The organism is Streptomyces sp. NPDC096339 (assembly GCF_044762985.1).
GTDB lineage: Bacteria > Actinomycetota > Actinomycetes > Streptomycetales > Streptomycetaceae > Streptomyces.
In genome coordinates this window covers 22,760-40,125 of sequence record NZ_JBIWFI010000012.1, presented here as the reverse complement: position 1 = coordinate 40,125, position 17,366 = coordinate 22,760, and the positions used below count along the sequence as shown (strand labels likewise).

The window sequence follows — 17,366 nt, the reverse complement described above, 5'->3', positions numbered from 1 at the left end:
CCTTGCTGGTTGGTTTTCCGAGCATCAAGGAGCGATCATGGAACGCGTCCTTTAGGCAGACTCAACGATGGGAGCGTCGGATGCTGGAACGGTTCGAGCTGGAGACGCTCTTCGCCCTCGCGGACGAATTGCACTTCGGCCGGGCGGCCGCCAGGCTGCACGTCAGCACCGGCCGGGTCAGCCAGACCCTCAAGCAGATCGAGCGGCGTGTCGGGACCCCGCTGTTCACCCGTACGAGCCGTACGGTGACCATCACCGCCGCGGGCCGGCAGCTCCACGACGACCTGCGGCCCGCCTACGACCAGATGAAGGCCGGCCTGGAGAAGGCCATGGCCGCCACGGGCACGGTCAGCGGCCCCCTGCGCGTCGGCTACACCACCCTGTGGTGCGGGGACCTCGTCGTCAGGGCCGCGGACGTCTACCGCATGCGCCACCCCGATGTCGACATCCGGATCCAGGAAGTCCTCATCCACGACCCCATCAGCGCCCTGCGCGCGGGCGAACTCGACCTCCAGCTGTCCGAGTTCCCCATCATCGAGCCGGACATCACCACCGGCCCCGTCGTGCTCAACGAACCCCGGGCCCTCCTGGTCCCCGCGGACCACCCGCTCGCCCGGCAGGAGACCGTCTCCCTGGAGGACTACGCCCTGGCCCCGCTCATCACCATCGAAGGGGCCGTTCCGGACTACTGGCTGGAGGCGCACTTCCCCTCCCGCACGCCCTCGGGCAAGCCGGTCGCGCGGGGTCGCGCCGTCAAGTACTGGCAGGAGGTCCTCCCCGACGTCAGCGCGGGCAAGGGCGTCACCACGGTCTGCGCGCGTGCCGTCCACCATCACATGCACCCCGGAGTCGCCTTCGTCCCCTTCCGGGACGCCCCGCCCGTCCGGTACGGGCTGATGTGGCCCACCGGCAGCGAATCCGCCCGCGCCCAGCTCTTCATGGACACGATCATCGAGGTGGCGGACGCGGCGCGCACGGCCCAGTGACCCGGGGGCCGGCCGGCCTTAGACTCCGGGCATGGACATGATCACCTCTCTCGTCGCCGCCCACGCCGGTGTCTGAGCGCCTGTGGAGCCTGCAGGAGCGGATCCTGGTGGAAGCCACGCCCTCGGACGTCCACCGGATGGTGTCCGACCTGCGGAACATGGGCCGGTGGAGCCCGGAATGCCGCACGGTGTGGGTGCCGCGCCCGCCCGCCGGCGTCGGCAGCCGGTTCGTCGGCATCAACCGGCGCGGGCCGTTCCTCTGGTTCACCGTGGGCCGGATCGTGGCCCTGCGGGCCCCTGAAGGTCCCGCCGGACAGGGCGAGTTCACCTTCGACGTCGGCATCTTCGGGCTGCCGATCGCCCGGTGGGGCTATCGCTTCGAGCCGGAGGGCGACGGCACGCTCGTCACCGAGACCTGGCAGGACCTGCGCCGGGGCCGGGGCGCACGGCTCACCGACCTCCTCGGCTCCGTCTTCGCCGGGACGAACCCGCAGCGCCGGGTCGAGATCAACCGTGAGGGGATGCGCACGACGCTGACCCGGCTGGCCGCCGCATGCGGACCCCGGGCGGACTGAGGACCGGCTCGCCGCGATGCTCGCCGGCGAACCACCTGCCGCGGACCGTTCCACTCACCGTAGTCTCGCGCCGTGGTCTACGAACACAGGGCACCCGACGCCTTCAAGAACCGGTGCGTGAATGCGGCGCTGACGCTGGAATCCTGCGCCGACTACACCATCGATCGCATCTCGGTGGACGAGTCCAACGAGAACCGCAAGGACAACACGCTGGACGTGTGGCTGCTCTCGCCGCTGCCCTGTGAAGGGCCGTGGAGGCCCGATGTGGTGATCTCGCTGGCCAATCTCCACTCGGTCCGCCCGTGGGAACGGGAACTGTGCCCGTCCTTCATCGACGGGATCTCCCTCGTGCACCTGCCGGCGCTGCCGCTGCCCTGGCCCGCCGAGGCGGTCGGCCGACTCGAACGGTCCGAGGACCTGCCCGAACTGGTCTGGCTGAGGGTCGCCGGACCGGTCGAAGTCGACGCCGTGGCCGCGATCGTGACCGTCTACCGGGCCCAGAGCGACGACGCGGCCTCCGTGCTCCGGTGACAGCCTGAATCCGCTCTCATGCGGCGCCGTCCTTGAGGGAGCGGCCGAACTGCTCGTCCAGTACGGACAACCGGCGCCAGTACTCGTCCTCGTCGATCTCGCCGGAGGCGAAGCGGCGGCCCAGGATCGCGATCGGCGACCGCTCGCCGTAGACGGCGCCCCGGCTCTGCCACGGCCCCCGACGGCCGCGCCACACCGTCCTGCGCAGCACGGTGACGACGGTGACCACGACCGCCGCCCAGATCAGCGGGAAGAACAGGATCCACGGGCCGGGGCCGTCGTAGGCGAGGGTGGTGAGGGAATCGAGAGTGTTCACGGTGGTTCAGCTCCTCTGGAAGGGGGACTTCTCGTCCTGCTTCGAGAGTGGCCCCGGGTGGGGGGCCGGGTCGTCGTACGGCCGGCTGCACCGGGGCTGCTTCCGAGGGAGTACGGCGGGGCCCAGGCCCCGGCTAGCCGAGCCAGCCGGGCCGTACCAGCCCCGATTCGTAGGCCAGCACCACCAGCTGCGCGCGGTCACGGGCGCCGAGTTTCACCATCGTCCGGCTGACGTGCGTCTTCGCGGTGAGCGGGCTGACCACCAGCCGGCGGGCGATCTCCTCGTTGGACAGTCCCATGCCCACCAGCGCCATCACCTCCCGCTCCCGGTCGGTGAGCCGCTCCAGCCCGGCTGCCGAGGCGGGCCGCTTGGAACGGGCCGCGAACTCGGAGATCAGCCTGCGCGTGACCCCCGGGGACAGCAGGGCGTCGCCGTCGACCACCGCACGGACCGCGCGCAGCAGCTCCGCCGGCTCCGTGTCCTTGACGAGGAAACCCGAGGCGCCGGAGCGGATGGCCTCGAAGACGTACTCGTCGAGCTCGAAGGTGGTGAGCATGACCACCCGGACGCCGGCCAGCGCCTCGTCCGCGGTGATCCTGCGGGTGGCCGCCAGCCCGTCCAGCACCGGCATGCGGATGTCCATCAGGACGACGTCCGGGCGCAGCTCCCCGACCAGCCGTACGGCCTCTTCCCCGTCGGCGGCCTCGCCGGACACCTCGATGTCCGGCTGGGCGTCGAGCAGCGCCCGGAACCCCGCCCGCACCAGCAACTGGTCGTCGGCGAGCAGTACTCGGATCACGGGTCCTCCTGGATCGAAACGGCCTTCAGCGGGAGTCGCGCCACCACCCGGAATCCGCCGTCCGGACGCGGACCGGCCTCGATGCCGCCACCGAGGGCCGAAGCGCGCTCGCGCATGCCGATCAGACCGTTGCCGCTGCCGCCCGCCGGGTCCCCGGTGGGCGGGCCCTCGTCGTCCACGCACAGTTCGAGCGCGCCCGGCTGCCAGCCGATGCGGACGCGGGCGGTACGCGAACCGGAGTGCCGCACCACATTGGTCAGCGCCTCCTGGAGGATGCGGAAGGCGGCCAGGTCCATGCCGGGCGCGAGCGCCCGCGGGGACCCTTCGACGGCCACGTCGACGGTGAGGCCGGCCGCGGCGGCCTGTTCCACCAGCTCGGGCAGCCGGTCGAGACCGGGGGCCGGGGTGCGCGGGGCGTCCCCGGGGGCGCGCAGGGTGTCGAGGACCTGGCGGACCTCGCCGAGCGCCTCCTTGCTGGCCGCCTTGATGGTGGTGAGCGCCGTACGGGCCTGCTCGGGATCGGTGTCGAGGAGGGCCAGCCCGACCCCCGCCTGGACGTTGATGACCGAGATGCTGTGGGCGAGGACGTCGTGCAGCTCGCGGGCGATCCGCAGCCGCTCCTCCCCGACGCGGCGTCTTTCCGCGGCCGCCCGCTCGGCCCGCTCGCGGGCCCACTGCTCACGGCGCGCGCGGACCACCTCGGCCAGGGCGAGCATCGCCAGGACCCACGCGGTGATGCCCAGTTCCTGGGCCCAGGGCGCCGGTCCGTCCCCGGTGGGCGGGAGCCAACGGTAGAGCCAGTGGGCGATGAGCAGGTGCCCGGCCCACAGGAGCCCGACGGCGCCCCAGGCGGCTCTTCGGCGGCCGGCGATCACGGCGGCGAAGCAGGCCACGGCCAGGCTGATGAAGACCGGGCCGTAGGGATATCCGGCCCCGATGTACACCAGGTCGACGGCGGCGACCGCGTACACCACGAGCACCGGATGGCGGTGCCGTACGACGAGCAGGGCGGGCCCGAGCAGCAGCAGGAGCCGCCCGAACCAGTCCAGCGACACCCGCCCCGTCTGTGTCCGCTCGGCCCATCCGGAGCCGACCTGGGCGGCGACGGCGACGATCAGCGCGGAGCGCCAGGCCGGGCTCCGCCCGGTCCGCTCCACCCATCGCCGCCACGGGGGGCCCGGGCGCCCGTACTGCTCGTCCATGAAGCCACGCTAGATCGCTCCCGCCGTCACCCGCGTCACCCCGGCGTAGCGTTTCCGCCGTACTCCCCAGGTAGTACGAGGTCACGCCCGCCTCACCACGCGGGACCCGTGGGGCGCTTGACGGCCCGGCCGACGAGGAACGTGTCGACGGACGGGATGCCCAGGCCGCCGATGTCCCGGGTCAGGAACCCATAGAGTTCGGCGAGGTTCCTCAGCCACACGGCGACGTGCAGATTGGCGGAGCCGGTGGTCGCCAGCACCCCGTGCACGGCCGGGTGGCCGGCCAGCCGCCGGCCCAGGGCGTCCAGCTCACCCGGCGGAACCCGCATCCGGAGGTTCGCGTCGATGTGCAACCCCAGCCTGCGGGCATCGACGTGGACCTCGGTGAGCAGCAGCCCGCGCTCCCTGAGCGAAGCCAGCCGCCTGCGCACGGTCGACTCCGCACCCCCCGTGCGCCGTGCGACGGCCGATGCCGGTGCCCGCCCGTCCTCGGCGAGGGCGGCGAGGATGTCGAGGTCGGTCCGGTCGGGCCGGCCCGCCGGGCCTTGAGGGTGGAGCGGGGTGAGCGCGGCGCGCTCGGCCGGGGTCAGGACGTCGAGGCGCCAGTCGGCCGCGGTCCCGCCCTCGAAGACGTGCAGGACGGTCTGGGCGTCCACCGACACCACGGAGCTCGTCGCGGGCAGTTGCCGGAAGACCAGCCGGTTCGGCGCCCCGGCATCGGCGAGCAGGACGGCCCCGATCTCGTCGCCGCTCGCCGACAGGTCGACGAACGGGATGTCGTCCCGCCCGGCCAGCGCCGTCGCAACCGTCTCCGCCTTCCCCCGCAGCACTCTGATCCGCAGCAGCATCGCGGGCGGGAAGCCGCCGCCGCCCGCCCGCGCCGTGACGCGCACCGTCCCGCTGCCGAGCAACGCCGCCAGACGGCGGTGCACGACACGGGTGTTCAGCCCCAGCACCTCGGCGGCCCGCTCGGCGGTCAGCCGGCCGTCGCACTGGAGAGCCGAGATCAGCCGCTGGTCCCGTAGGTCGAGTACGTCTTCGATCGCTTCACCGGTCATGGAGGCGAGTTTCGCTCACCCGGGGCCCCGCACCGCTCCCCGAGCGCCGGCCGCGGGCGAAGGTGTGTGCCTGGCCACCCACCTGAACCGAGGAGCCGTTGATGCCCGAGACCTCCGCCCACCCCGCCCACCTCGCTCTCCTGGCCCCCATGGCGTACGCCGCCGAAGAGGCCGGGGCCTGGGTGCACGCCAGGCCCCGCCCCGAAGCCGCCGGCACCATGGACGAACTGCGCACCGCGTTCGCCGCCGTCGACGACCCGGCGACCGACCTGCTGCGCGGCCGGTTGTCGGCGCTGCGGCCGGACGCCGTCTGGGCCGAGGAACTGGACACCGTGCTGCCCGCCGAGGGGGCGGCCTGGGTCGTCGACGCCGTCGACGGCGCGGTCCAGTACCTCCAGGGACTGACCTCCTGGTGCGTCAGCGTCACCCTGGTCGAGGACGGCGAGCCGGTCGCCGCCGTACTGCACTCCCCGGTCCTAGGCGAGACGTACACGGCCGCCCTCGGCCACGGGACCCGGCGCGACGGCCTCTTGGTCTCTCCGTCCCGCAAGCGGGCCCTGGAGGCGGCCGTCCTCGCGCACACGCATCCGCCGTTCCCCGACGGCCGGTCGGAGGCGGTGGAGCTCGCGGGCCGCTCGCTGGCCGCCGTACTGCCCGCCGTCGCCGCGGTCCGCAACCTCGGGCCGACTTCCTGGCAGATCGCGGACGTCGCGGCCGGCCGGCTCGACGCCTTCTGGGAGTACGGCCGTGACGACTCGAACCTGTTGGCCGGGGCCCTGCTCGCCCGCGAGGCGGGGGTCGAGGTCACCGACCCGTCGGGCGCGTACTGGCGGGCGGGGGCCACCGGTTTCGTCGCCGCCCCGGCCGCACTGCACGAGCCGCTGCTGGCCCTGCTGCCCCGCCCGGTGCGAACGGGGTCGTGACGTCAGGCGGCCGCCGGCGCGGCGGGCCGGCGGAAGAGGGCCGTCCAGAGGAACTCCTCGCCGAACCGCGCCGAATCCGCGGGCTCGTCGCGCATCCGGCGCAGCTCGACCTCAGTGAAGTCGGAGAAGATCCAGCGGAGCGACTCGGGGGTGTAGGCGAGGCCGCCCTGGAGGCCGGACGTGCGGTAGAACTCGGCGTCGGGCAGTTCGGATCCCATCCCGCCGGCCGCGAAGCAGGTCAGGGCGAGGTGTCCGCCGGGTGCCAGGGCCCGTTCCAGCATGGCGAGGTAGCCGACACGGCGGTGCGGGGGCAGGTGGTGGAAGCAGCCGGAGTCGTGGATCAGGTCGTACGGGCCGCTCAACTCGGCCCGGGTGAGGGCGAAGGCGTCCCCGCAGTGGAACCGGACGTCGGCCCCCGCCTCGCGGGCGCGTTCCTCGGCCCACGCCACGGCCGTCGGCGACAGGTCCACCGCATCGACCTCGAAACCCCTGGAGGCGAGGTACAGCGCGTTGCGGCCCGGGCCACAGCCGAGGTCCAGGGCGCGTCCGGGGGAGACCAGGCCGTGGTCGAGGTACGAGACGAGGCTCTCGTCCGGCTTCGCGACGAAGAAGGGCACCGGCTTCGAGCGGTCGGCGTAGAAGCCGTCCCACCAGGAGGCGCCACCGGAGGTCCACCGGTCGGCCTCCGGCGCGAACAGGCCGTCGAGAAGGTCGAGTACGTCCTCCATCGTGCGAATGCGGCGGTCCACCGACTGGTCCGAGTACTGGTCCATCAAGTCCCCTTTCCGAGACCGCAATCATATCCCGGAAAGACAAGAAACCCCAGGTCAGAGGCTATGCCCGGGGGCTCTGGGAGCCTCTTGGGCGTCCTGCGGCCGGGGCGCCGGTGCCCGCCCCCCGCCCCGGGGGCGCGAGGCGGCCACCGGCCCCGCGGAAGCCCGCCACGGGCCCGTTCGGGGCCGCCCCGGAGCGGCTTTCCCGGGAACCGTGTGGACCCTGGGCGGCAGGGACCTAGGGTGGGCGGCGTGAGCGCGGACGCGGGTGTGGGCGAGCGGGTGTTGTACGGGTGCATGGGGCTCGGCGGGAGCTGGGGGCCCGAGCCGTACGGTACGGGGGACATCGATGCCGCCGAGGCGGCGGTCGCCGCCGCGCTCGACAGCGGGATCACCGTGTTCGACCACGCCGACATCTACCGCGGCGGCAAGTCCGAGGCCGTCTTCGGCGAGGTCCTGGCCCGGACCCCGGGGTTGCGGGAACGCATCACCCTGCAGACCAAGTGCGGGATCCGGCTGCCCGAAGGGGGCCGCCCGGGCATGTACGACCTGCGCGCGGGGACCATCGCGCGGCGGGTGGAGGAGAGCCTGACCCGGCTGCGGACCGACCACGTCGACGTACTGCTGCTGCACCGCCCCGACCCGCTGGCCGACCCGGACGAGATCGCGTCGGCCCTGGCCTCCCTGCACCGGCAGGGCCTCGTGCGGAACTTCGGCGTGTCCAACATGGGCGCCCCGCAGATTGCCCACCTCCAGGCCCGGCTCGACGTACCGCTGGTCGCGAACCAGCTGGAGATGAGCCTGTACCGGCGCGACTGGGTCGAGGCCGGGGTGCTGCTCAACACGCCCCACCTCGCCGGCAACGGCTTCCCCTTCGGGACGCTGGAGCACTGCCGTGACCACGGCATCCGGCTCCAGGCCTGGGGGGCGTTGGCCAAGGGCCGGTACACCGGCCTCCAGGAGACCCCCGAGGAGCGGGCCACCGCCGCGCTCCTCGCCGAACTCGCCGGGCGCAAGGGCACGACCCCCGAGTCGGTGCTGCTGTGGTGGCTGACCCGGCATCCCGCCGCCATCGCGCCGGTCATCGGCACCACGCGCCCGGAGCGGATCCGAGCCTGCCGCGACGCGGCGACGCGCGAACCGGACCTCACGCACGAGGAGTGGTACGAACTCTGGACCACGGCTCGCGGCGTCCGCCTGCCCTGACTTTGCGTCAGGAGGTTGTACGTCCCTACAGCCTTCAAATCCAAGGTGAATTGATGGTTCCACCCTGCTGAACATCTGTTAGTGTGCCCGCGCTTGGTGTTCATCCATCAATCCGTCCCTCCTCGCACGCCCCCGCGTCCGAGGGTGTTGCGAGGTGTCTCGTACGTGTACAGCACTCCGTTTTCCCCCGTAGAGGCCAGATCCGCGCGTGAGCGCATGGGTCTGACATCCGAACAGGTGGCGCAGTCCATGGCGGCCTGCGGCGTCCCCGTCCACCCCCAGTTCGTCGTGGCCTGGGAGCACGGCTCCCATGTGCCCACGGACGAGCAGCTCTTCGCCCTGGCCGCCGCCCTGTGGTGCGACACGACCACGCTCATGGGCATCCGCCCGCGGACCCTCGCCGAGCACCGGCTGGCCCGGCAGCTCACCGTGGAGCGGCTGGCGTACCGCATAGGCATGGACCCCTTCGAGTACCGCGCGGCCGAGGACGCGCGGCAGTGGCACGGGGACGCCCGGCAGACCAGGGCCCTGGTCGAGGCGCTGGGGCTGTCCCTGCGGGGGCTCGTCGGGATCATGGGACGGGTGGAGGAGCTGGAGGAGTGCCTGCGCGCCGCCGTGGCCGGACGCTGGAAGACCTACGTCGAGCCCGTGGCCGAGATCGTCGTCGTCGACGAGACCAGCGTGGGCGACGCGCTGCGCGCGATGAACGCCGAGTTCTCCGGGTTCTCGGAGCGCTACATGGGCCATCTCGTCGCCCGCAACAACGACGCCCGGCTCAAGGAGATCGCGGCCGAGCGGGCCGCGTTCCTGCGCCGGCTCGTCGACCACTTCTGGGAGCTGATCGGGGAGGCCGGCGACGCCTCGCCCTTCCCCGCGGGCGGCTGACGGCAGCGCGCCGCGCGCCGGGAGGGGGGGTCCCGGCGCGCGGCCGACGGGGTGAGAAGCCTCAGTGGGCGGGTTCCCCGACGTCGTCCCAGTCGATCTCCATCGTGCTGCGGCTGGTGAAGACGTTGAACAGCAGGTTCAGCAGGATGGCGGTGAGGGCGCCCAGGGTGATCCCGCTGTCGAGCACGGCCCGTACGTCGTCCGGCATCCGGTCGAAGAACGACGGGACCGTCGTCGGCAGCAGCGCCGCGCCCAGACTGACCGCCAGGATGAGGGTGTTGCGCTCCTCCCGCAGGTCGACCTTGCCCAGGATCTGGACCCCGACCGCGGCGACGATGCCGAACATGGAGATGGCCGCGCCGCCCAGCACCGGATGCGGGATCGAGGCGACCAGACTGCCCGCCTTCGGCAGCAGTCCCAGCACGACCATGAACAGTCCGGCCACGACGACCACGTACCGGCTCATCACCTTGGACATGCGCACGATGCCGATGTTCTCGGCGAAGGCCACGTAGGGGAACGAGTTGAGGACACCGCCGAGGACCGTCGCCACGCCGTCGGCGCGCAGCGCCCGCGCGACGGTGTCGGCGTCGACCTCCTTGTCGGTGATCTCCCCGATGGCGTACACGTCACCGGTGGTCTCCACCATGGTGATCAGCATGACGACGAGCATCGCGACGATCGGCAGCAGCTCGAAGCGCGGCATGCCGTAGTGGAAGGGCGTGGTGACCCCGAACCAGTCGCTCTCGCCGACCGCCGAGAAGTCGGCGTCGCCGAAGGCCCACGCCACCGCCGTGCCGCCGACGAGCCCGAGTAGGACGGCGAGGCTGGACAGGAACGGCTTGCCGATCCGGACCATCGAGAGGATGAAGAGCAGGGTGCCCAGGGCGTAGGCGAGGTTCTTCGCAGTGCCGTAGGCGGGGGTGCCGATCAGGTGTGCGCCGCCCGCGGCGTCCTGGAGGGCCACCGGTATCAGCGTGATTCCGATGATGGTGAGGATCGTGCCGATGACGACCGGCGGGAAGTACTTGACCAGCTTGCTGAAGACCGGGGCGAACGCGAACGTGGCGATGCCCGCCGTGATCACCGCTCCGTAGACGACGAGCAGGCCGGCCGTGCCGCCGCCCGCGCCCGTCCCGATGGCGATCATGGGGGAGACGGCGGTGAAGGTGACGCCCTGGACCAGGGGCAGCCGGGCCCCGACCTTCCAGACGCCGAAGGCCTGGATGATCGTGGCGATGCCACAGGTCAGGAGGTCGGCGTTGATGAGGTGGACGAGCTCTTGGTGGGAGAGGCCGAGCGCGTTGCCGACCAGGATCGGGACGATGACCGCCGCCGCGTAGAACGCGAGGAGGTGCTGGAAGCCGTAGAGCGCGAGTTGGGGGGCCGGCAGCAGTTCGTCGACAGGGTGGGACTGCTGCGGGGAGGGCCGCCGTGAAGACGGTCGGGTGATGCGTGCCATCTCTGCCTTGCCTTGCGAGGTAGGTGAATGAGAAGACCGCCGCCTCTCGAGCCCTGGGTGGCAGGGCGAGGGCAGGCCGGATCGTACGGAGCCGACGCCGGGCGGTGTTGCCGGCACCACGTCGCTCCGCACGGTACGAATTGCGTCCCGGATTGGCGGGACTTCCTTCGATCATGGCGTCGGATCCGTGTTTGTTCATGGGATCCGAAGGTCGCCTGATCGGCGGGCGCTCACCATAGCCAAAGCCCGTGTTTCCTCGCGAGTAACCGCGGAAGGGTCTACGGGCGTAGGAGCGGGGCCCCGCCGGGGCCGTCATCCGTCAGTTCGCGCCGGGGCGTGGCCAGTTCGGCCGCCGGCGGCGGGCGCGCACTACGGCTGAAATACCGGCTCCTCCCCTTCCTTCTCGGCGCGCCGCAGCCGCGCGTCCTCGTCGGTGCCGGCGTCGTACGAGACCAGCTTCGGCAGCAGCGCCGCGAGCAGCGCCACCGAAGCCACGCAGGCCAGACCGCCGCTCCAGAAGGCCGTACGAGTACCGGTCCAGCCGGCCATGGCGCCGGCCCGGACCGTGCCGAGCTGCGGTCCGACGCTGTACGAGAGCACCTCGATGCCCGCGAGCCGCCCCCGCAGCTCCTCGGGGATCGTCTGGTTCCAGATCGTGCCGCGCCCCAGCCCGCTCAGCATGTCCCCGGCGCCCGCAACCGCCAGGCAGACCAGAACCAGCCAGATGTCCGGCGACCAGCCGGCGGCCGCGACCGCCAGCCCCCACACCGTCGCACCGCACACCACGAGCAGCCCGTGCCGGCGTACCCGCGACAGCCACCCGCTGGTCAGCCCCAGCAGCAGGGAGCCCACCGCGCCCGCCGCGTACATCAGGCCGAGGGCCCACACCGCGTCGAGCTCGTCCGCGAGGAAGGGGTACACGGCGTTCGGGAAGGCGAAGAACATCGCCGCCAGGTCGACGGCGTAGGTGCCGAGCAGCACGGGCCGGCTCCACGCGTACCGCGCTCCCTCCGCGATCCCCCGCAGCGAGGGGCGCGCGGCGCCCGCCACGGGAGGAGCCGGACGCAGCCGCAGGCACAGGAGGACGGAGACGAGGAATCCGACGACGGTGACCGAGTACGCCGCGGGGTAACCGGCGTACGCGACGACCACCCCCGCCAGGGAGGGCCCGGCGATCGCGCCGAACTGGTGGCGCAGCCCGTTCAGAGCGGCGGCGGCCGTCTGCTGGTCGTGCGGCACGATCCGTGCCATCAGCGAGTCCAGGGCGGGCCGCTGCAGCCCGGTCAGCGCGGACACGCCCGCCGCGACCACGTACAGCGGCCACAGCATCGGGTGCGGCAGCAGCGCGTTCACCAGGAGTACGAGCGCGAGCACCCCGAGCCCGGCCTCGGTCAAGAGGATCATCCGCCGCCGGTCGACGGCGTCGGCGAGGGCGCCCCCGTACAGCCCGAACACCACCAGCGGAACCAGCTCGACCGCACCCATGGCCCCCACGGCGAACGGAGAGTCCGTCAGGTGCTTGATCTGGAGCGGCAGCGCGATCATCGCCATGAACGAGCCGAAGTAGGTGACCGTGCCCTGGTGGAACAACAGCCGGAAATCGGGGCTGGACCGCCACGGCGCGAGATCGGGGAGGACGGCGGCCAAACGGGATCTGCTCACGACCGGCCATCCTCGTGGCCCCTCCAGGGGCGGGGCAACGGAATATTCGGTGCGGGCCACGCGCCCGCATCGCCCCGGACGGGCGAATCCGCCGCCCGGTGCGTGGCAACGCGGCTCCGGCGTGGCAGCCATGGACCATGCAGCCGGTGTCACCCCTCCTGCGTACGGCCGCGTCGTACGCCTGGCGCCTGCTGGTCGTCGGCGCCGCGGTCTACGCGGTCTTCGCCGTGCTGGGCCGGTTCCACGAGATCGCCGTGGCCCTCTTCATCGCCCTGGTGGTGTCGGCGCTGCTGACCGCGCCCACACGCCTCCTCGCGCGCGGACTGCCGCGCTCGATCGCCGTCGCCCTCAGCCTCCTCGGCAGCGCGGTGCTGCTGCTGGGCGTGCTGACGCTGGTCGGGGAGGCGGTGGCGGGGGAGAGCACCACCCTGGTCCGCGAATTCCGGGAAGGACTCGACAGCATCCAGAAATGGCTGGGGCGGCCGCCGTTCCGGCTGGACCGGGACGCGCTGTCGAACCTCCAGGAGCGGGTCGGCGAGTACCTGTCGAGCCACCGCTCCATGCTGCTCAGCCGGGCGGTCAGCGGCGCCGGGCAGGTGGTGCGCGTGCTCACCGTTATCGCCCTCGCCGTCTTCTGCTCCGTCCTCTTCCTCTACGGCGGCGATCGGCAGTGGGCGTGGTTCCGCGAGCAGCTCCCCGCACCGGCGCGGGCGCGCGTGGAGATCGCCGGGAGCGTGGCCTGGCGTACCTTCACCGGCTACACCCACGGCATCGTCATCATCGCGGCCACGAACGCCGTCCTGGTCGGGCTTGCCCTGTTCCTCCTCGGCGTCCCGCTCGCCGTTCCGCTGGCCCTGCTGGAGTTCCTCGCGGCCTTCATCCCCCTCGTGGGTTCGCCGGTCGCGCTGGCCGTCGCCGCCGTGGTCGCGCTGGCCGCGAAGGGGCCGCTGATCGCGGGGGTGGTGATCGCGCTGATCGTCGTCATCGGCCAGCTGGAGGGGCACGTACTGCATCCACTGGTGATGAGCCGGGCGGTCCAACTGCACCCGCTGGTGGTGGCGATCTCCGTGGTCGCGGGGACCATCGCGGCCGGAGTGGTCGGCGCCGTGGTCGCCGTCCCCCTCGTCTCGGTGGTCTGGTCGGTGCACACGGCCCTGCGCGAGGACCGCCGCAGGGCCAGGCATCCTGCACAATCGGCGGATGAGTGATGAAGACCCCTACCTCTGGCTGGAGGACGTGTCCGGCGAGGAAGCCCTCGCCTGGGTGCGGGAGCGCAACGCCGAGACCGTCGCCGCACTGACCGGGGAACCCGGGTTCAAGGTGCTGGAACGCGAGATCCGCGAGGTCCTCGACGACGACGGCCGGATCCCCTACGTCGTCCGCCGCGGCGCGCACCTGTACGACTTCCGGCAGGACGCCGGCCGGGTGCGCGGCGTGTGGCGCCGCACCACGCTGGAGGAGTACCGCACGGAGCGGCCGGCCTGGGAGGTGCTCCTGGACCTGGACGCCCTCGCCGAGGCGGAGGGGGAGAAGTGGGCCTGGGCGGGCGCGGCCGTGCTGGCCCCCGAGTACCGGCACGCGCTGGTCATGCTGTCGCGGGACGGCGCGGACGCGTGCGTGGTGCGCGAGTTCGACCTCGAGACCCTGCGGTTCGTCGAGGACGGGTTCACGGTGGCGGAGGCCAAGACCCGGATCGGGTGGATCGACCGGGACCGGATCTGGATCGGCACGGACTTCGGCCCCGGCTCGATGTCCGGGTCCGGCTACCCGCTCCAGGTGCGCCGCTGGCGGCGCGGCACCCCGCTCGCCGAGGCGGAGCTGGTCTACGAGGGGCGGGACTCCGACCTGTCGGCCTCCGGCTGGCACGACGACACCCCCGGCTTCGAACGTGATTTCGTCCACCGTCAGATCGATTTCTGGAAGCAGGAGCTGTTCCTGCTCCCCGAGGACGCCGACGCCCGGCCGGTGAGGATCGACGTACCGGACGACGCGGGCGCGCACGTCCACCGCGACTGGCTGACCGTCACCACAAAGTCTCCGTGGCTGGGCCACCCCGAGGGCACCCTGCTCGCCTTCCGGTTCGAGGCCTTCCTCGCGGGCGGCCGGGAGGCCGAGGTGCTGTTCACCCCGGACGAGCGCACCGCGCTCGCCGGCTACAGCTGGACCGCCAACCACCTCATCCTCAGCACCCGCGCCGACGTCTCCTCCCGGATGGAGCTCCTCACCCCGGGCGCCGACGGCTGGGACCGCGCACCCCTGTCCGGCGTGCCGCCGCTGTCCACGGCCTCGGTCACCTGCACCGACCCGGACGCGGGCGACGAGTACTTCCACCACGTCACCGGCTTCCTCCAGCCCTCCACGCTCTACCGGGGCACCGCGGGCGGCGACAGCGAGAGCCTCAAGCAGGAGCCGGCCCTCTTCGACACCTCCGGCCTCGCGGTGCACCAGTACTTCGCGACCTCCGCGGACGGCACGAGCGTGCCGTACTTCGTCGTCGGCCCCGAGGACCGCCCCGGCCCCGGGCCCACCCTCCTCTACGGGTACGGCGGCTTCGAGATCTCCATGGTCCCGGGCTACAGCGCGGTCACCGGCCGGGCCTGGCTCGCGCGCGGCGGAACGTACGTCGTCGCGGGCATCCGGGGCGGGCACGAGTACGGGCCCGCCTGGCACAAGGCGGCCCTGGGCGCGAACCGGGTCCGGGCCTACGAGGACTTCGCCGCCGTGGCCCGGGACCTCGTCGCCCGCGACATCACCACCCACGCCCAGCTGGGGATCGAGGGCGGCAGCAACGGCGGGCTGCTGATGGGCGCGATGCTGACCCGGGACCCCGGGCTGTTCGGGGCGGTCGTCGCCCACGTGCCGCTGCTGGACATGCTCCGCTTCCACAAACTGCTGGCCGGCGCCAGCTGGATCGCCGAGTACGGGGACCCCGACGACCCGGCCGACCGGGCCCACCTGGAACGGATCTCCCCGTACCACCAGGTCCGGACGGACGGGCCCGCGTACCCGCCGCTGCTCCTGCTGACCTCGACCCGCGACGACCGCGTCCACCCCGGTCACGCCCGGAAGATGGCGGCCCGGCTGCGCGAGCACGGGCATCCGGTGCTCTTCCACGAGCACCTCGGCGGGGGCCATGCGGGTGCCACCGACCACGGGCAGACCGCCTTCAACGAGGCACTCGTCCACACCTTCCTGTGGGAGCGGCTGACCCCGCCGAGGTGACCGGGCGGACCGTGCGTCGCGCGGCGGCCCGGGTCAGATCTGGCTGCTGATCTCGGCCGCGACGCGCTCGCCCGAGGAGACCGCCGCGTTCAGCGTGGCGTTCTCCACGTCCGTGTGCTCGCCCGCGAAGTGGATCCGGCCCTCCTGGAGCGCCTCGCACCCGGCGATCGAGGTGTACTGGCCCACCTTGTAGTAGTGGTAGGCGCCCCGCTGCCAGGGAGCCCGCGACCAGTGGTCCTCGTACGCCCGGCCCGTGAACGCGGCCCTGGTACCCGGGAACACGCGCTCGATCTGGCCCAGGAACCAGTCGACGTCGGCCGCGGGAGCCGGACCGTGGGCGGCGCCGGTGAGCACGTCGCGGGCGGTGTCGCCGCCGGGGAAGTTCACCAGGAGCGCGGGCGTGCCGTTCGGGGCGCCCGCGACCGAGCCGTCCCAGGCCGTCTGGTAGCCGGCCGGGCCGGTGTTGCTGATGCCGTTGTAGCCGAGCTGCGGCCAGGTCTTGGCCGAGAGTTCGACGACGATCTTCCCGTTCTGCCCCATGCCCTGCTGCCGGACCGCGGTGAGCTTGCGGGCGGACAGGCCCGCCCCGGACAGGTCGACGTCGCGCAGCGTGCTGAACGGCAGGGCCAGTACCACGTGGTCGGCGGGCACCGAGACCGTGCTGCCGCCGTGGTCGAAGGTGCACGTGTAGGAGCCGTCGCCGTTCCGGCGCAGGGCGATGAGCCGGTGTCCCAGGCGGACGGTGCCGGCCGGGAGCCGGTCCGCCATGCCGCTGACGAGCTGGTCGTTGCCGCCGACCAGGTGGTACTTCTCGTCGAAGCCGCGGCCGCCGGCGAAGACCGACGAGGAGCCGAGGAAGCCGATCATGCCGAGTGCGGAGGCCTCGGCGGGTTCGCCGCCCGACTGGAGCTGGAGGGCCTGGATCAGCTGGCCGAGCCGGGAGCCGGGGGCCAGTCCGATCTCGTCGAGGTAGTCCAGGCAGGAGAGCCGGTCCAGCCGGTACGCCTCCGGTGTGTAGCCGTCGTACCGGGCGGTGCCGGCGGCCGTGTACGAGGCGCTGAACGCGTCGTAGGCGGCGGCGATCCAGTCGTCCTGCTGCTGGAGTCCGGGGTAGGAGGTCCCGTTGACCCAGCCCGCGTAGTCCCCGGCGTGCAGTTCGCCGCCGTTGGCGATCTCGTGCTGGAGGCCGAGGTCCCGGGCCAGTTGGAGGACGGCCGTGTCGGTGGAGCTGATGAAGGCCCCGCCGTGTTCGTGGACGGCGCCGGCCGCGAAGAAGCCGCGCAGGGACCAGCAGCGGCCGCCGATGCGGGCCGGGTCCGCCTCGTACACGGTCGTGGCGACCGGGTTCGCCCCGTTCCAGAGCCGGTGCGCGCAGCGCAGTCCCGCCAGTCCCGCACCGACGATCACGATGCGCGGAGCGGTGGGGCCGCCGGCCGCCGCTGCCCGGCGCGGTGCGAGCAGTCCGCCGGGGAGGGCGGAGGCGAGGGCCGCCGCGCCCGCAGCGCCGAGCATCCGGCGACGGCTGGGCACGGGGGAACGGCCGGAGTCCGGTTCCCCGGTGCGGCGGGCGCGCTCGCGGCGGGCGCGCTCGGCGTTCTCGCCGGCGACCTCCGCGACGGGCATGCCGCGGCGGCGGGCTTCGGCGTGGAGGGAGAACGCGAGGCGCAGTGGGTCGGGGATGCCGGCGCGATGGGCGGGCTGGGGCACGTGCTGCATGTGATCCCTCTTCTCGGAATCCTGCGGAGACGGGCATGGATTCGGACTGA

16 protein-coding genes are annotated in these 17,366 nt (G+C 72.6%); 8 read left to right on the top strand and 8 right to left on the bottom strand.

Annotated elements, in window-relative coordinates; all coding sequences use genetic code 11:
• Positions 1 to 80 precede the first annotated feature (80 nt).
• The 3 genes from ACIQ5Y_RS17790 (at position 81) to ACIQ5Y_RS17780 (ending at position 2,092) form a co-directional block, all read left to right on the top strand.
• Positions 81 to 986 (top strand): LysR family transcriptional regulator, encoded by a 906-nt coding sequence (locus ACIQ5Y_RS17790; protein ID WP_403880714.1) that lies wholly within the window; start codon positions 81 to 83, stop codon positions 984 to 986.
• Between the two features lie 68 nt (positions 987 to 1,054).
• Positions 1,055 to 1,561 (top strand): SRPBCC family protein, encoded by a 507-nt coding sequence (locus ACIQ5Y_RS17785; RefSeq protein ID WP_403880713.1) that lies wholly within the window; start codon positions 1,055 to 1,057, stop codon positions 1,559 to 1,561.
• 72 nt (positions 1,562 to 1,633) lie between these two features.
• The gene (locus tag ACIQ5Y_RS17780; protein WP_403880712.1) at positions 1,634 to 2,092 is read left to right on the top strand and encodes a hypothetical protein; all 459 of its coding nucleotides are present in this window, start codon (positions 1,634 to 1,636) and stop codon (positions 2,090 to 2,092) included.
• Positions 2,093 to 2,108: 16 nt separating this feature from the next.
• On the opposite strand, the gene ACIQ5Y_RS17775 is transcribed toward ACIQ5Y_RS17780, so the two are convergent.
• From ACIQ5Y_RS17775 to ACIQ5Y_RS17760, 4 genes are all read right to left on the bottom strand, one after another.
• Positions 2,109 to 2,408 (bottom strand): SHOCT domain-containing protein, encoded by a 300-nt coding sequence (locus ACIQ5Y_RS17775; RefSeq protein WP_403880710.1) that lies wholly within the window; start codon positions 2,406 to 2,408, stop codon positions 2,109 to 2,111.
• Between the two features lie 133 nt (positions 2,409 to 2,541).
• Positions 2,542 to 3,207: a response regulator gene (locus ACIQ5Y_RS17770; protein WP_403880708.1), complete on the bottom strand. Its 666-nt coding sequence runs from the start codon at positions 3,205 to 3,207 to the stop codon at positions 2,542 to 2,544.
• Positions 3,204 to 4,409, bottom strand: a complete 1,206-nt coding sequence (locus tag ACIQ5Y_RS17765) for a sensor histidine kinase (RefSeq protein WP_403880707.1) — start codon at positions 4,407 to 4,409, stop codon at positions 3,204 to 3,206. The genes ACIQ5Y_RS17770 and ACIQ5Y_RS17765 overlap by 4 nt, the downstream gene beginning before the upstream one ends.
• 92 nt (positions 4,410 to 4,501) lie before the next feature.
• Positions 4,502 to 5,467: an Lrp/AsnC family transcriptional regulator gene (locus ACIQ5Y_RS17760; protein ID WP_403880705.1), complete on the bottom strand. Its 966-nt coding sequence runs from the start codon at positions 5,465 to 5,467 to the stop codon at positions 4,502 to 4,504.
• A gap of 101 nt (positions 5,468 to 5,568) precedes the next feature.
• On the opposite strand from ACIQ5Y_RS17760, the gene ACIQ5Y_RS17755 reads away from it, so the two are divergent.
• Positions 5,569 to 6,390 carry an inositol monophosphatase family protein gene (locus ACIQ5Y_RS17755; RefSeq protein ID WP_403880703.1) on the top strand — a complete coding sequence of 274 codons (822 nt, stop codon included), beginning with the start codon at positions 5,569 to 5,571 and terminating at the stop codon, positions 6,388 to 6,390.
• 2 nt (positions 6,391 to 6,392) lie between these two features.
• Here the strand turns inward: ACIQ5Y_RS17755 and ACIQ5Y_RS17750 are convergent, their stop codons facing one another.
• Positions 6,393 to 7,139 carry a class I SAM-dependent methyltransferase gene (locus ACIQ5Y_RS17750; protein WP_403881018.1) on the bottom strand — a complete coding sequence of 249 codons (747 nt, stop codon included), beginning with the start codon at positions 7,137 to 7,139 and terminating at the stop codon, positions 6,393 to 6,395.
• Between the two features lie 276 nt (positions 7,140 to 7,415).
• Between ACIQ5Y_RS17750 and ACIQ5Y_RS17745 the strand changes: the two genes are divergently transcribed.
• Positions 7,416 to 8,369, top strand: a complete 954-nt coding sequence (locus ACIQ5Y_RS17745; protein ID WP_403880701.1) for an aldo/keto reductase family oxidoreductase — start codon at positions 7,416 to 7,418, stop codon at positions 8,367 to 8,369.
• A 216-nt stretch (positions 8,370 to 8,585) separates the two neighbouring features.
• On the top strand, positions 8,586 to 9,254 hold the full coding sequence (locus ACIQ5Y_RS17740; RefSeq protein ID WP_403880699.1) for a helix-turn-helix domain-containing protein: 669 nt from the start codon (positions 8,586 to 8,588) through the stop codon (positions 9,252 to 9,254).
• A gap of 61 nt (positions 9,255 to 9,315) precedes the next feature.
• On the opposite strand, the gene ACIQ5Y_RS17735 is transcribed toward ACIQ5Y_RS17740, so the two are convergent.
• Entirely contained in the window at positions 9,316 to 10,716 is a 1,401-nt protein-coding gene (locus ACIQ5Y_RS17735) for a nucleobase:cation symporter-2 family protein (protein WP_403880697.1), read from the bottom strand.
• Positions 10,717 to 11,085: 369 nt separating this feature from the next.
• Positions 11,086 to 12,363: an MFS transporter gene (locus ACIQ5Y_RS17730; RefSeq protein WP_403881015.1), complete on the bottom strand. Its 1,278-nt coding sequence runs from the start codon at positions 12,361 to 12,363 to the stop codon at positions 11,086 to 11,088.
• Positions 12,364 to 12,515: 152 nt separating this feature from the next.
• Here ACIQ5Y_RS17730 and ACIQ5Y_RS17725 point away from each other — a divergent pair, with 152 nt between their 5' ends.
• Together ACIQ5Y_RS17725 and ACIQ5Y_RS17720 are read left to right on the top strand one after the other, a co-directional pair.
• A complete protein-coding gene (locus tag ACIQ5Y_RS17725; RefSeq protein ID WP_403880695.1) occupies positions 12,516 to 13,586 on the top strand; it encodes an AI-2E family transporter in 1,071 nt (356 codons plus the stop codon).
• Positions 13,579 to 15,600 (top strand): prolyl oligopeptidase family protein, encoded by a 2,022-nt coding sequence (locus ACIQ5Y_RS17720; RefSeq protein WP_403880693.1) that lies wholly within the window; start codon positions 13,579 to 13,581, stop codon positions 15,598 to 15,600. Before ACIQ5Y_RS17725 ends, ACIQ5Y_RS17720 begins: the two co-directional genes overlap by 8 nt.
• A 33-nt stretch (positions 15,601 to 15,633) precedes the next feature.
• Here the strand turns inward: ACIQ5Y_RS17720 and ACIQ5Y_RS17715 are convergent, their stop codons facing one another.
• Positions 15,634 to 17,316, bottom strand: coding sequence for a flavin monoamine oxidase family protein (locus ACIQ5Y_RS17715; protein ID WP_403880691.1), 1,683 nt, complete (start codon positions 17,314 to 17,316; stop codon positions 15,634 to 15,636).
• Positions 17,317 to 17,366 lie beyond the last annotated feature (50 nt).

What these genes read in the sequence shown, in the direction of transcription:
- ACIQ5Y_RS17720 (WP_403880693.1), top strand. Translation starts at nt 13,579, where the DNA reads ATGAGTGATGAAGACCCCTACCTCTGGCTGGAGGACGTGTCCGGCGAG.
- ACIQ5Y_RS17715 (WP_403880691.1), bottom strand. Translation starts at nt 17,316, where the DNA reads ATGCAGCACGTGCCCCAGCCCGCCCATCGCGCCGGCATCCCCGACCCA.
- ACIQ5Y_RS17735 (WP_403880697.1), bottom strand. Translation starts at nt 10,716, where the DNA reads ATGGCACGCATCACCCGACCGTCTTCACGGCGGCCCTCCCCGCAGCAG.
- ACIQ5Y_RS17760 (WP_403880705.1), bottom strand. Translation starts at nt 5,467, where the DNA reads ATGACCGGTGAAGCGATCGAAGACGTACTCGACCTACGGGACCAGCGG.
- ACIQ5Y_RS17790 (WP_403880714.1), top strand. Translation starts at nt 81, where the DNA reads ATGCTGGAACGGTTCGAGCTGGAGACGCTCTTCGCCCTCGCGGACGAA.
- ACIQ5Y_RS17725 (WP_403880695.1), top strand. Translation starts at nt 12,516, where the DNA reads ATGCAGCCGGTGTCACCCCTCCTGCGTACGGCCGCGTCGTACGCCTGG.
- ACIQ5Y_RS17765 (WP_403880707.1), bottom strand. Translation starts at nt 4,409, where the DNA reads ATGGACGAGCAGTACGGGCGCCCGGGCCCCCCGTGGCGGCGATGGGTG.
- ACIQ5Y_RS17740 (WP_403880699.1), top strand. Translation starts at nt 8,586, where the DNA reads ATGGGTCTGACATCCGAACAGGTGGCGCAGTCCATGGCGGCCTGCGGC.
- ACIQ5Y_RS17755 (WP_403880703.1), top strand. Translation starts at nt 5,569, where the DNA reads ATGCCCGAGACCTCCGCCCACCCCGCCCACCTCGCTCTCCTGGCCCCC.